The following is a 13,712-nucleotide window of genomic DNA, read 5'->3' on the forward strand; positions in this document are numbered from 1 at the left end:
GGAATACGGAATGGGAGAGGAATGGCGAGAAGCATGGCCACGATCATATTAACTGCCGGACTGCTGTTAATGCTCTCAACCATTATCTTTTTCGGCAGATTAGCGAACTAGCAGGGCAGGAGGAGGATTACATTTGAGTCAAAAACAAATTGTCACAGAAAGGCTGGTACTCAGGCTTTTTCAAAAAGCGGATGCCGAGGCAGTTACCCGGATGTGCAATAACTACAATATTTATAAAAATACCTTGTATCTGCCTTATCCCTACTCTGTCGATGACGCCTTAGCGTGGATTGAACGACATCTGGATCATTTTTTAGCTGATCAGTCCTATGAATTTGCGATTACGGATAAGAAGAGCGGTGAGGTGTATGGAGCTATTGCGCTATCCAATAACCAAAAGTTCAAACATGGGGAATTAGCCTACTGGGTCGGCGAGGAATACTGGGGCAAGGGATACGCCACTGAAGCAGCACGGGCAGTAGTGGAATTTGCATTTCAAGAAAAAAAGCTCCACAAAGTCTTTGCCCGCCACTTCGCATCAAACCCCGCATCCGGAAAAGTCCTCCAAAAATTAGGTATGAAAAAAGAAGGCCTACTAATCGACCATGTAATCAAAGAAGGACAATACGAAGATTTAGTGTATTATGGGTTGATCAAGAAACAGGGGCAGTGAAACAGGGGGACGGTTCTCCTGTTTTTGGAAATGCGTGAAGCGAAAACACGGGGACGGTTCTCCTGTTTTGTGAGGTGCCTTTTCATGAAACAGGAGAACCGTCTTTTTGCTTGGGTAAGATAGAGAAGAAAAGGGTTATTTTTTTCACTCATCAGAGAGGATGGTTGGTATATAATAAGAGGGTTCTCTCAGAAACGGGAGGCCTTTTTTGATTTGAGCCTGCTTCAAGGGAGACCAGTTAATAATCATCTCAGACGAATTTTACGCAGACAATGGGGGACAAAGCAGCATGAGCGAAAAGAAAGAAGAATTAAAACAACAGCTTAGCGTACTAACAGCTCGCAGAGACCGGATGCAAAAGAACCTGTATGAAGTTGAAAAGGAAATCAACGAAATCACCAGTAAGCTCGCTAAAATGCAATAAGTGAAACACGGGGACGGTTCTTCTGTTTTTATTCCATGGGTGTGGAAACATTAAAACAGGAGAACCGTCCCTCTGTTTTTTAAAATACCTATTGACAATTATCTTGAATTCGTGATAAATTTATCTCGAATTAAAAATAAACGAATTTGAGATATTTTTTTAATATAATGTCTTGAATTCGAGATAAACAATTAGGGAGGAATTTTATAATGGCAAAATGGACAGTGGATCAGGCTCACTCTGCAATTGGTTTTGAAGTTAAGCACATGATGGTATCAAAGGTGAAGGGTTCTTTTGAATCTTATACTGCTAACGTGGAGGCTGCTGACCTGACGGATCTTACAACGGCTTCAATCGCGTTCAAGATCGACACAGCAAGCATCAACACACGTAATGAAGATCGCGACAACCACTTGAAATCAGCGGATTTCTTTGATGTAGAGAACAATCCAACAATCGATTTCCAATCTACGAACATCACAAAAGATGGCGAAGACTATAAAGTAGCAGGCGATCTAACGATCAATGGCGTGACAAAGCCGGTTACATTTGATGTTGAGTTTGGCGGCAAAGGCACGAACCCATGGGGTGTAGAAGTTTCCGGTTTCGAAGCTGAAACAAAAATCAACCGTGAAGATTTCGGCTTGACTTGGAATGCAGCTCTTGAAACTGGCGGCGTTCTTGTTGGAAAAGAAATCAAGATCAAAGTGGAACTAGAAGTAAACCCAGCAGCGTAAAAACCTTTAGCCATTATGCTGGATTTGATTTTCAAGTCCAGCATAATGTAAAGGAGTCGTAGATATGGAAGATTTGAAGGCTGTCACTGTGATCATTCGCGCCGCACAGGCGATCCAGGAAGTCATCCGCAAAGACGCGGCAAGGCATGGATTGAACTCTACCGAATTTTCGGTGTTGGAGCTGCTGTACCATCGCGGCGACCAGCCCATTCAAGTGATTGGCAAAAAGGTGCTGATTTCAAGCGGCAGCATCACGTATGTGGTCGATAAGCTAGTGGAGAAAAACTATGTGAGACGCAAAGGATGCCCAGAGGACCGGCGCGTTACGTATGCAGTTTTAACAAGCGAAGGAAAAAGGTTGATGGATGAGATATTCCCGCAGCATAAAAAAGAAATGGGCAGCATTTTTGCTGACTTGGATGCCGATGAGATCAATCAGGTTATCTGTTTATTAAAACGGATCGGCTATCGGGCAAAATCTTTTGAATAATTTTTTTGGGGGGATATCTTGAAATCAAGATAATTACTGTGGAAACAGGGGGACGGTTCTCCTGTTTTTGGAAAAACACGGGGACGGTTCTCCTGTTTCATGAGTGGCGGAAAAGCCAGTTAGTGAAACTTGAGAACCGTCCCTTTGTGCTGCCCTGAAGTAACAGGCCTAGCATGGTGGTCATAAGATGAACATGAACTTTTGAGACTGCTTGAGGGGGAAGGGTAGATTTGAACCGTAACGGAATGTATTCACAGGGCACACAGGGCGGGCCGATGAACGTCATAGTCGTGGAGCCTTATGTCTATTCAGCACTTCATAGCCTGATTGGAAGAAGAGTCGTCATCGACACCACACGCGGCTCAGTAAGCGGAATTGTTAAAGACGCCAAACCAGACCATGTAGCCATACAAGAACATGACTCCACCTTTTTCGTTCGAATCCGGGAAATCGTCTGGATCATGCCAGAGTCTTGAAACACGGGGACGGTTCTACTGTTTTAATTCATGAGTGCAGATTCATGAAAACAGTAGAACCGTCCCTCTGTTTTGTTGGAAAAAACAGGAGAACCGTCCCTCTGTTTTGTTATAGTAGATGAGAACAACGACATGAAATTTTTTTGAAAAAAAATGAACTTTTTATAGGTGTGTGGACTCTTACTGGGGAGTGGGGTGATGGGATGGATGTTGTGCGATTGGTTAAAAAGGCGAAGAGGGGCAGCAAGGATGCGCTGATGGAGCTGATTTTAGCGAAAAAGGATGAAATGTACCGGCTGGCCTATGCCTATATGGGGAATCAGCATGATGCGATGGACGCGCTGGAGGAGATGATCGTCCGTCTTTATGAGAATATTGGGCAGCTGAAGAAAGAGGAATCATTTTATAGCTGGAGCAAGACGATCCTTGTGAATATTTGCAAGACCACGCTGCGAAAGCAAAAGAAGCAGGTGCTGGTCGATGAGTGGCATTCTTCCCATGAAGAAGAGCGGATCCATCAGGATGCGGGGCAGCATTTGGAGGTTCAGGAAATGCTGTCGATTTTAAATGAAACGCAAAAAGAGGCCATCCAGTTAAAATATATTCTCGACTTGGATTACCAGACGATTGCTAAGATGACCAATGTGCCGCTGGGTACTGTGAAGTCGAGGGTTTTTCAGGGGCTGAAGAAGTTGAAGGATCATTTTGGAGGTGAAGGGCGATGAGGGAAATTGAGCGGGAGTTAGAGAAAGAGAAGAAGCGGCTGGAGGACATGGATGCACCGGTTGATTTTGAGTCAAGACTGAGGGGCGCACTGGACGCGAGCGTACGGAAGCCAAGGCGTGTTCCGCCATACTTCAAGCTTGCAGCGGTTGCTGTGATTTGCCTTGCCCTTGTAGGCTATAATTTCAACGCCTTTGCCTACTATGGAAAAAAACTGCTGGGATTCGATGAAGTCCTTAATGCGACGATGAAGGATCTGAATGAGAAGGGCATGGGGCAGGCGGTCGATAAAAAAACGACACTGGACGATGGGACAGAGCTGACTATTGACGGAGTCATGACAGATGCCAACCAGCTGATCATTTATTATACTTTGTCCAATTCTGAAGGGTTGGGTGAAATGGCAGGAGATGTTAGTCCGCGAAAAGTCACCGGATTCTTGACCGATTCTTTTGCGGAAAGTGGTGTTGCGAAGGTCAATGATGCCGGTACGGAACTGAAGGGGACGATGCATTTTGAGCCGGTCAATCCTTTTGCCAGGAAGTTGACGCTCCATTACTGGCAAGGTTCAAATCAAAAGGAAGAAAGCATCACGTTCCCGTATGACCCGAACAAAGCGATGCAAACGCAGATTAAACAATCCATCAATAAGACGGTGAGAGTCGATAATGGAAAGCTAACCTTCAAGAGTATCACAGCGACGCCAACCACTACCATCATAAAAGGGACCATGGATGTTCCGGCTTACGACCGCGTAGATTTGGGGCTTAACGGCATCGAGTTGATGGCGAACGGGCGGTTTATTGGCCAGGCTGGCAGCGGAGTGACAACTGGTTTGAGTGGCACGACATTCGACGTGCGTTTCGATGCCCTGCCGGAAAAACTGGAAACACTGGAGTTGGTCGTAAAAGAGTTTATTGGTTTTAAAAAGCTTGATGAGAAGTTTGTGGCAAAAGAAGGCCGTTACGACTTGGATGGAAAAGAGCTATGGATCAAAGACGTTTCACAAAGTGAACGAGGCGTCGAAATAACGATTGCGACCGAGGACCACCTCACGCTTGACGGTGTTTCCATCGCAACCAGCTCCAAACGAACTCCATTAAAAACAACCATCAACCAGACCGAAGAAAAACTGGACGATGGCAGGATCATCAAAGAACGAACAATGGTATTCGAAACAAAAACGACACCCGAATACCTATTAATAGAAGGAATCCACTATAGAAAACAATACAATAAGAAAATAGACATTCCAGTGAAATAAAGTGAAAACACGGGGAGGATTCTCCTGTTTTTGGAAATAGTCGAAAAACACGGGGACGGTTCTACTGTTTTGATAATTGGTTCATGACCAAGTATTGAAACAGGAGAACCGTCCCTCTGATTTTTTGTAGTGGATTATTGTCTATACCAAAGTTTCTTTGATGAATAGAATATTTAAGAGGTTCATGCAAGGAGGTTAGACGAGAGTGAAGCAGGCAAAAACAAACCAGAGCTATTCAAACCGGGTGGTAAGAGCGGAGTTTGATGATTACTGGAAGACCACCGTGATGAAGTCTGGCTATGTAAAGTATACAGCTTTGAGAAATAAAGCGAGAGTAGATCTTATCCTTTCTGATGGTTCCGATAGAATTGTGTTGTTTCCCAAAGATGGTTATGTGCTGGTGGGCAGTGGGGGAACAAGCCATTTTAGCAAGCCGCATTTGACGATTACACCTTAGCAGGCTGCGGCAGGGAGAAAAGCATGGGATAATACCTGGGCTTTCGTGTCCAATTGAAACAGGTAATGTGGGAAAGGAGGCATTCTACGATGGCAGAAAGGAGCTTGATTTATTTTAACAGTAAGGGTGAAATCATTGAAATACCTATTCAGATGCAACAAGAAAACCGTGGAATATTAATTGAATTTTGTGCTGAAGCAATCGTTCCCGAGGGATTTACTTTTCAACATGATGGCTTTGCTAACTTTAGTTTTTGTACGGATGTAAGTGAATTAGGTTGTATGGCGGAAAATGTGGAAGGGGAGGCTACCTTCCCAAATCTTTGCGGCAGAGAGTTGACGTGTCCTGTGTCAGTTAATGCGGTACGAGCTGTAGGCTGTATCAGGTGTCATGTGAATCTAGGACGCTTGATCCCAAATGTGGCAGGCTTCAACTTTGGAAGCGATCATACCCTGTGTTTTAATAAAATCGTTTGTGTAAACCAGATAATCGGTTACACATGCAGCCAGGCGACCTGTGGAGAAAATTGCTTTCAATTTGAAGATGGTTTCGTAAGCATAAATCCAGCAGATCAAATAACAAGCGCCTGTGGACGGCAAATCGTTGTGATACGGGGAGGATTAAGGATTGTTCTTAGAGACAGCTAAACACGGGGACGGTTCTACTGTTTTGATAGTGGCGTTATAGCCAATTGTTAAAACACAAGAACCGTCCCTCTGTTTTGGCAAAGTACATTCCAGTTCCATGTGCATAGGATAGTTAAAAAGTGGTGGAGGGATGTCGGGTATGTATTATATGTCTAATCAATATCCTTATTATGTGAGTGGGCCGATGTACAATTATGGGGGCCAGTCTGTGCGCATGGCGAATCCTTATGGATACAGCTATAGCTATTATGGTTACCGCTATCCAAATGGCAATGGAGGAATGATGCTGAAGGATTATGGGCCGAACCCTTTTGTCATCAATATCAATGAAGCAACGAGGCTGAATAATACGTTCCGGACCGCTTTATGGACGGGATCCCATTTGCAGGTGACGTTAATGAGCATCGATGTCGGAGGTGATATCGGATTGGAGATGCATCCTGATGTGGATCAATTTTTGCGAATCGAGCAAGGACAGGGCATTGTCCAAATGGGTAAAACAAAGGACAACTTAGACTTCCAACGAAATGTCATGGATGATTCGGCCATTATGATTCCCGCGGGAACATGGCATAATGTGACAAACACAGGCAACTCGCCGTTAAAACTCTACTCGATCTACGCTCCGCCGAATCATCCAGCCGGCACCGTCCATGTGACCAAGGCAGATGCAGCCGCCGCCGAAGAAGCTCACGGCTCGGCTAACGGCAATGGAAGCCCAACCGTGTTCGGCAAAACACCAGACGAATGGGTCCAACACACAGAATATCTTGTAAAAGAAGGCCTAGAAGACGTAAAAAGAGGAATAAACGCAACCCACATCCTCCAGGAATTCATCCTCATGGGCGTACTCGTAGGAAAAGGCTACACACCAGAAAAAGCCTACCAAACCGTAGAAGAATGGGAACAAACAGGACAATCAAAACTCCTTCAGGAGAGCAAGAATATGTAAAACACGGGGACGGTTCTCCTGTTTTTGGGAAAAGCAGAAAAACACGGGGACGGTTCTACTGTTTTGAGAATTGGTTCTAGGCCAAGTATTGAAACAGGAGAACCGTCCCTCTGTTTCACCACTTTTCAAAAAAAGCAGCGAACCGCTATGGGTTCGCTGCTTTCGATATTATTATGAGGCTTGTTCTTTATCGGATGGTGTGTAGATCAGGGAGTTTTCTACTTTTTGCATGCTTTTGCGCAGGTCTTCTATGTCGTTGAGGATGACGACGCAGGTGTTTTCGAATTCTCCGAGTCCGTTGATGTATTTTTCGTATAGAGCTTCTTCGGCTTCGTCTAGGTCTGTGCTGTCTGGAAGTGACAGTTCAAGTCCTAGTACGTACTGTTCGCGCTCTGGGATGGCTTTGATTTGCTTGCGCACGAGATAAGCTTTTGTGATTTCTCTGTACTGGGCAAGTTGGCTCATTCCGGCCATGATTTCTTTTCTTTCTTTATCATGGGTTGTAAAGTGGTCGGTTGGCTGGATGAAATCGCACTCTTCATTGGAGGCTTCCACCGTTTCTTCCCACTTTTCCAGTTCCTCTCTGGTTTGTTCGAATAGCTCGCGTTGTTCTGTCTCATAATAGTATCCGCACAGCAGGTCAAGCCCTGGCAAACGCAGCTCCCAGTCATATGACATCGCGAGGTTGATTAATTGTCTTCCTTTTTCCGCAGTATCCTTCGACTCAAGATAATGCTCACCCAAAGTCATCAAAGCGCCTGCGGTTCGTGAATCCTGACTATATTTTTCAGCGATTTCCTCATAAAACGGAACGGCTGCTTCCAGACTGTTGTACTCGGCTGTCAGATAAGCTTTTTCCAGCAGTTCATCAAGAGTGGTCACTTGTTTTTTCGATAGTTCTTCGTATCGCTGCTTGGACTCATTGAAGTTTTCAATCTCTTCTTTCCAGTTGTCCTGATTGTAGTCCACCCACATTTGATTAAAGTCACTGATGATTCGGCCAGGGAAGGCGAAGAAATAATCAAGCGCAGATTCTTGCTGCCTTACCGGCAACTCAGCTGCTACCCCAAGAGAGGCAAGTCTGTCCCTTAAACAAGGGTGAGTATCCGTCATGTAGCTTTCCTCAGCAAGTTGTTCATCGAAATATTCGGTTGCTTTTTGATCACTAAGCGTTTGAAACTTCTCGGTAAAATTAGAGTAAGGCTGAGGAACACTGTTTGTTTTGGCGCATTCTTCGAAAAGCTCGCTGTAAAAATCACGATAAAAATATGGTGCGGCTACAGAGATAGAAACCAACGCTTCACCCATTGCCTGCGGGGAAGTTACTGCCGCTGCAGAACGGTCAGCGTCGTATTCCTGCTGCCTGGCCATTGCGAAGGTATAGGCGTCAAATCTTGGATAAAACCACTGGAAGAACTTTTTAAAAATGAAGGTGCCGAATTGTTCGTTTTCCTCCAATGAATGCAATAAACGTCCCCAGCTCATTCTCAGGCGATAGATTCTTGCGCCCAGGGCCGTGTCAGAGTTGGAGATATGGGCGAGTTCATGGGCGAGAACAGCCGTAAACTGCTGCTCGGACAGCGTCGATAAAAGCGGGATTCCGATAACAAGGACGTTCCGCTTTTTCCCGAACATTCCAAAGGATGAAATCTGTGCGACAGAGGCATTAAATTCACTATCAAGGACAATCGCATCGATTTTCGGCGTGTTCAATTTATGGCGTAAAGTATCGATCATATCGAATAACTTGGGAGCATCCTCCCTTTGCAGATAATATCCATCAGGCATGTCCATTTTTACAATAAGGGCCTTGATAATGAAGAATGACAAGGTTCCCGTCAAGAGCAGAACTTTCACATTTCCAAAGGTAAAACTACCGTCAGCAATCATCGTAATCGAAATAGCCATCAAAAACAAAAACAACGACAAAAATAATGCAACATAACCAAAACCAAGTCCAGTAAGCATAATCACCTTGAATCTGTAAAGCCTCGGGTTGGCAGAAGCCTGCTTCTCCAGCTTATTCACCAACATCTCAAACTCTTGAACTGTCATTCTCATTCCCCTTTTATAATGTTATCAATAGTATTATACAAGAGAGGAAGTAATTGCTAAAAGCTGTTTTTTATTGGAAAAAAACACGTAGGTGAAAACACGGGGAAAACACGGGGACGGTTCTCCTGTTTTTGGGAAATCCGAAAACATACATGGGGGAGGGTAGGGGTGTTTTTTACATATTGGTAGACTGTGGAACTGGCGCTTTATCTTGCTTACAGTGAATCTGTCTGTTATGTTTGGTTTTCACCAAATAAAATGGTAAGACTAGTTAATGATCGTTGTGTTAATGTATGTACAAGTATAATGGAGTTGATTTTATGAGCAAGCCTAAAGGTAAGAGTGGAATTGGCAGAGGGACCGGCAAGAAAGGCTGGAATCGTTGGCAGGCCAGTGCAAACAAAGCCAAAAGTGCCAAACCATACAAGAGTAAAGGTGTAAAAAATCGCGAGGGTTCCAAGACGGGTCAGGATGAATAAAGAAAACACGGGGACGGTTCTCCTGTTTTGATCATTGGTGCAATGCCAAGTATTGAAACAGTAGAACCGTCCCTCTGGTTTAATTAACTAATTATTCACAATATACTAACGGAAAGATTGATAATTTAGCTTAAAATGAATATTGAAGGGTTGGGTTTGTTTGTTAATTAGGGACAGGAGGGGATTTTTATGAAATTGGAAGGTAAAGTTGCGGTGGTGACTGGGGCGGCCTCGGGGATGGGCAAGGCAATTGCCGAATTGTACGCTCGTGAGGGGGCAAAAGTTGTTCTGGCCGACTATAATTTTGCAGGTGCTGAAGAGGTAGCCAATGCGATTGCTACGAACGGGGAAACTGCTATTGCGCTGCAGGTGAATGTAGCGGAACTGTCGGATGTGGAGAAGATGATCGATACAGCTGTTAGCGAGTACGGTACGCTGGATATCCTGGTAAACAACGCGGGAATCATGGATGGGTTTGAACCGGTCGGTGATATTACCGACGAAAAATGGGACCGGATTTTTGATGTGAATACCAAGGGTGTCATGCGTGCAATGCGGAAAGCGATTCCGATTTTTCTTGAGAAGGAAAAAGGCATCATCATTAACATCGCATCGACCGGCGGATTCAGCGGCGCCCATGCAGGGGCAGCATACGGCGCATCCAAGCACGCGGTTATTGGATTAACCAAGAACACCGGCTTCATGTATGCGCAAAAGGGGATCCGGTGCAATGCCATCGCGCCAGGTGCCGTGGAAACCAATATCAGCTCGAGCATGACAAACATCAATGAATTCGGCCTATCACGCGCAGGATTGACCCACTCCTTAACACCACGCGCCGGAAAACCGGAAGAAATCGCTCAAGCAGCACTATTCCTCGCAACCGACGACTCCAGCTTTGTCAACGGAACAGTCATCACAGTAGACGGCGGCTGGACCGCGGCGTTTTAAAACACGGGGACGGTTCTACTGTTTTAATAGTGGCCCTGTAGCCAATCGTTAAAACACAAGAACCGTCCCTCTGTTTCCCCTGTTTCCCCTGTTTCCCCCTATCAACCCATCAACCTCTTAAAAACCACTAACAAGAAAGCAATTCCCCAGTATTTTTCCTACAAAAAATAGAAAGGCGGTTGTCTATGCCGCGAAAAGCCCGAATGAAGAGCAGGAATGGAATTTACCATGTCATGTTGAGAGGAGCGAACCGGCAGGAGATTTTTCATGATGATGCTGACAATGTGAAGTTTCTTGAGGTTTTCAAGAAGTACAAGGAGCAATCGGGCATGAATGTGTATGCCTGGTGCCTGATGAACAATCATGTCCATCTTCTGGTGAAGGAGGGGGATGAGGAGCTGGCGGTCACCATGAAGCGGATTGGGGTGAGCTATGCTGCATACTACAATTTAAAGTATAAGACGACCGGCCATCTGTTCCAGGATCGTTTTCGAAGTGAAAATGTGGAGAGCAGGAGTTATTTCCTGACTGTGGTCAGGTATATCCATCAGAATCCGGTGAAGGCGGGGATGGTCGAAAGGGTCGCTGATTGGAGATGGAGCAGTTCTGTGGAGTATTATGGGCAGAAGCGTGATAGTCTGCTTGATCAAGAGAAAGTCCTGCAGATGCTGGACGAGGACCCGGAAGCAGCCAGCGAGAAGTTCAAGGAATTCAATGAACAAGCAAATGAGGACGAATGCATGGACGAAGGAACGAAAAGAAGGAAACTGACAGACGACGAGGCAAGGGAGGAAATCCGCAACGAGATAGGCAACATCGAAATTGCTCATGTAAAAAGCTTACCACAGGCTCAGAGGGAAGACGCCCTAAGGAAAGTCAAACCAATAGAAGGACTCTCACTAAGACAATCAGCAAGAATCTTCGGACTTCCTGTTAGCCTCATAAGGAAGGCCTGGATGTAAAAACACGGGGACGGTTCTACTGTTTTAATAGTGGCCCTATAGCCATTTGTTAAAACACAAGAACCGTCCCTCTGTTTTAGGTTGCGTTTGCTCTTTTTCTTGCTCGCAGGAATTTGACGAGATTGAGAATGATGGTTTTGCTGACGGCGTATGTTGGCACGGCGAGGACCATTCCGAGAACGCCGGCCAGATTGCCTGCTGCCAACAGGATAATAATAATTGTTGCCGGGTGTGTGTCTAATGTTTTTCCTAGAATCAGCGGTGATAGCAGGTTTCCTTCAATCTGCTGGGCGATCAGGATGACCAGGACAACCAACAACGCTTTTGTCGGCGAATCGAAGAAACCGACGAGCACGGCTGGAGCGCCACCGAGAATGGGCCCGACATAAGGGATAATGTTCGTGAAGGCAACAATCAGTGCCATGATCAAGGCATAGCGTAAATCAATGATGGAATAGCCAATAAACGCAAGGGTTCCTACCGCCAAAGCGACCGTAACCTGTCCTTGTATGTAGGCGGAAAGGGTTTCGCCGGTTTCTTTTAAAATCTTAAGGGTTTCAGTCCGGTAATCAGCTGGAATGAACTTGGAAACAGCTTGCGGGAACTTGTGGCCATCCTTGAACATGTAAAACAGCAGGAACGGAACGGTAACAAGGATAATCGCGATATTGGTGACGATGCCCAAAAACCCTTTGAGTCCGCTGGTGAGTGTTTGTGGCAGGGTGTTTGCATACTCCATCAAACGCTCTTGAACCGTATCGATCATCTCACGCTGCTCATCCCTGAACTCTTTAAACTCCGACGACTGGATCACATCATAAAAGAAATCAGTCGTCTTGCTGGCAATGACAGGGAGATCATTCGCAAGCTCCGTTGCCTGCTTGGAAATAGCCGGCACCAGGTTGCCAACGATCACGACCATTAAGAGAGCAAAAGCCAAATAAATCACGATGATCGCGGCAATTCTCGGGAGCTTCTTGCGCATGAGAAAATTCACCACAGGATTCAACAGGAAGTAAAGAAAGCCAGTGATCAGGATAGGAAAGAATACCGTCGTAAAAAAAACACCAATCGGCCAGAACATAAACGAAATCTTGGTAGAAACGAAAATGATCGTCAAAATAAGCAAAATTTGAATCAGCCAAAACTGCAACTTCGATTTATTCACAACACTTACCTCAGCTTTAGATTATTTTAGATATGATTATACCAGAAACACGGGGACGGTTCTTGTGTTTTAAAATAGCGTGGAGGTTTTGGCAAAACAGAGGGACGGTTCTCCTGTTTCGGTTTTTTCCAAAAACAGGAGAACCGTCCCCGTGTTTTCAGAAAAAAACACCAGAACCGCCCCTGTATTTGATTCTACCTTGTATGAAAATAAGATATTATAAGAGTGTGATTCTTTTTACCCAGGGGGTTTTTTATGGTGAATAAAATTGTGGTGATTACGGGAGCGAATTCTGGTATTGGCAAGGCGGCGGCTATTAGGTTTGCGAATGAGGGCTTCACGGTTGTTATGGCTTGCCGCAACGTCGAGAGAAGCAAAATGGTTCAACAGGAAATAATGGAAGCAACTAAGAATCCTCATATTGATTTACTGCAGCTAGACATTTCTTCATTTCAATCCATCCACCAATTTTCCGCAGCGCTCAAAGACAGATATCCAAAACTGGACATACTTATTCATAACGCAGCTTATTTGAATCACGGGGAGAGCAATTATTTGCTCAGCCAGGACGGGGTCGAGCTTTCATTTGCTACGAATACATTGGGCCCGTTCCTGCTCACCAGGCAGTTGGTCAGCATGCTGGAAAAATCGGATGATGCCCGAATTCTTCACGCCTGCACCACCAATATCAGGCACTTTTTTGACCCGAAAAGAAAAATCGAGTTCGACAATTTTCAGGGAGAGTTCAAGAACGAACGGCCATTCAAGGCCTATAAGTTTTACGGCGACACCAAAATGGCCTTGCTGATGTTAACGTTTAAAATGGCAGAAGAATTGAAGCAAAAAGGAATCAGCGTAAATGCCGTCCAAATTCCAGCAATTAAACTATCAAAAGAAACGATCAATAAATTTAAATCAGGCTGGAGGGTCGCGGCCAGAGTCCAGAATGTGTTCAGCGCACCCCGTGAAACAATGGCCGACACCTACTTCCACATATGCACCTCCGAAGAATTCAAAAACGTCACAGGCAAACTCCTCAACGATAAAAGAAAAATCATGGAGCCATCACACTATTCAGCAGGAATCACACAAGACATCAAACAACTCATGGACCAAACCGTCTACCCAAAATACGCACACAACAAAGAAAACATCCAAAAAGTCTGGGACATGTGCGAAAGTTTGACGAAGTGAAACAGAGGGACGGTTCTCCTGTTTTTGGAAAAACTGGAGAACCGTGTTTTCGAGGAGGAT

Annotated in this window: 16 protein-coding genes; 14 read left to right on the forward strand and 2 right to left on the reverse strand. The window is 45.1% G+C overall.

Going from position 1 to position 13,712, the window contains the following annotated elements:
• Positions 1-133: 133 nt before the first annotated feature.
• The 10 genes from EJA10_RS04915 to EJA10_RS04955 all read left to right on the forward strand — a co-directional run bounded on the left by EJA10_RS04915 (position 134) and on the right by EJA10_RS04955 (position 6,843).
• Entirely contained in the window at positions 134-673 is a 540-nt protein-coding gene (locus tag EJA10_RS04915; protein ID WP_125478902.1) for a GNAT family N-acetyltransferase, read from the forward strand.
• A gap of 289 nt (positions 674-962) precedes the next feature.
• The gene (locus EJA10_RS23885; protein ID WP_281274476.1) at positions 963-1,097 is read left to right on the forward strand and encodes a hypothetical protein; all 135 of its coding nucleotides are present in this window, start codon (positions 963-965) and stop codon (positions 1,095-1,097) included.
• A 209-nt stretch (positions 1,098-1,306) separates the two neighbouring features.
• Complete coding sequence (locus tag EJA10_RS04920) at positions 1,307-1,834, forward strand: YceI family protein (RefSeq protein WP_125478903.1); 528 nt, start codon at positions 1,307-1,309, stop codon at positions 1,832-1,834.
• Between the two features lie 64 nt (positions 1,835-1,898).
• Entirely contained in the window at positions 1,899-2,324 is a 426-nt protein-coding gene (locus tag EJA10_RS04925) for a MarR family winged helix-turn-helix transcriptional regulator (RefSeq protein WP_125478904.1), read from the forward strand.
• Positions 2,325-2,554: 230 nt separating this feature from the next.
• The gene (locus tag EJA10_RS04930; protein WP_246017689.1) at positions 2,555-2,800 is read left to right on the forward strand and encodes a YuzF family protein; all 246 of its coding nucleotides are present in this window, start codon (positions 2,555-2,557) and stop codon (positions 2,798-2,800) included.
• A 203-nt stretch (positions 2,801-3,003) separates the two neighbouring features.
• Entirely contained in the window at positions 3,004-3,525 is a 522-nt protein-coding gene (locus EJA10_RS04935) for an RNA polymerase sigma factor (RefSeq protein WP_125478905.1), read from the forward strand.
• The gene (locus EJA10_RS04940) at positions 3,522-4,787 is read left to right on the forward strand and encodes a DUF4179 domain-containing protein (RefSeq protein ID WP_125478906.1); all 1,266 of its coding nucleotides are present in this window, start codon (positions 3,522-3,524) and stop codon (positions 4,785-4,787) included. Before EJA10_RS04935 ends, EJA10_RS04940 begins: the two co-directional genes overlap by 4 nt.
• Before the next feature lie 205 nt (positions 4,788-4,992).
• Positions 4,993-5,244, forward strand: a complete 252-nt coding sequence (locus EJA10_RS04945) for a hypothetical protein (protein WP_125478907.1) — start codon at positions 4,993-4,995, stop codon at positions 5,242-5,244.
• 89 nt (positions 5,245-5,333) lie between these two features.
• Positions 5,334-5,891: a hypothetical protein gene (locus EJA10_RS04950; protein ID WP_125478908.1), complete on the forward strand. Its 558-nt coding sequence runs from the start codon at positions 5,334-5,336 to the stop codon at positions 5,889-5,891.
• Between the two features lie 139 nt (positions 5,892-6,030).
• Positions 6,031-6,843: a cupin domain-containing protein gene (locus EJA10_RS04955; RefSeq protein WP_125478909.1), complete on the forward strand. Its 813-nt coding sequence runs from the start codon at positions 6,031-6,033 to the stop codon at positions 6,841-6,843.
• A gap of 171 nt (positions 6,844-7,014) precedes the next feature.
• Here EJA10_RS04955 and EJA10_RS04960 read toward each other — a convergent pair whose 3' ends face one another.
• Positions 7,015-8,898 carry a M48 family metallopeptidase gene (locus EJA10_RS04960; RefSeq protein WP_170169072.1) on the reverse strand — a complete coding sequence of 628 codons (1,884 nt, stop codon included), beginning with the start codon at positions 8,896-8,898 and terminating at the stop codon, positions 7,015-7,017.
• Positions 8,899-9,218: 320 nt separating this feature from the next.
• Here EJA10_RS04960 and EJA10_RS04965 point away from each other — a divergent pair, with 320 nt between their 5' ends.
• The 3 genes from EJA10_RS04965 (at position 9,219) to EJA10_RS04975 (ending at position 11,290) form a co-directional block, all read left to right on the forward strand.
• Positions 9,219-9,377, forward strand: coding sequence for a DUF3934 domain-containing protein (locus EJA10_RS04965; RefSeq protein ID WP_125478911.1), 159 nt, complete (start codon positions 9,219-9,221; stop codon positions 9,375-9,377).
• Between the two features lie 189 nt (positions 9,378-9,566).
• Positions 9,567-10,328, forward strand: coding sequence for an SDR family oxidoreductase (locus EJA10_RS04970; protein ID WP_125478912.1), 762 nt, complete (start codon positions 9,567-9,569; stop codon positions 10,326-10,328).
• Between the two features lie 185 nt (positions 10,329-10,513).
• Positions 10,514-11,290, forward strand: a complete 777-nt coding sequence (locus EJA10_RS04975; RefSeq protein WP_125478913.1) for an REP-associated tyrosine transposase — start codon at positions 10,514-10,516, stop codon at positions 11,288-11,290.
• 76 nt (positions 11,291-11,366) lie between these two features.
• Here the strand turns inward: EJA10_RS04975 and EJA10_RS04980 are convergent, their stop codons facing one another.
• Positions 11,367-12,458 carry an AI-2E family transporter gene (locus EJA10_RS04980; protein ID WP_125478914.1) on the reverse strand — a complete coding sequence of 364 codons (1,092 nt, stop codon included), beginning with the start codon at positions 12,456-12,458 and terminating at the stop codon, positions 11,367-11,369.
• 255 nt (positions 12,459-12,713) lie between these two features.
• Here EJA10_RS04980 and EJA10_RS04985 point away from each other — a divergent pair, with 255 nt between their 5' ends.
• Positions 12,714-13,652: an SDR family NAD(P)-dependent oxidoreductase gene (locus EJA10_RS04985; protein ID WP_125478915.1), complete on the forward strand. Its 939-nt coding sequence runs from the start codon at positions 12,714-12,716 to the stop codon at positions 13,650-13,652.
• The last annotated feature ends 60 nt before the right edge of the window (positions 13,653-13,712 follow it).

This window comes from Mesobacillus subterraneus, assembly GCF_003937825.1.
Taxonomy (GTDB): domain Bacteria; phylum Bacillota; class Bacilli; order Bacillales; family Cytobacillaceae; genus Mesobacillus; species Mesobacillus subterraneus.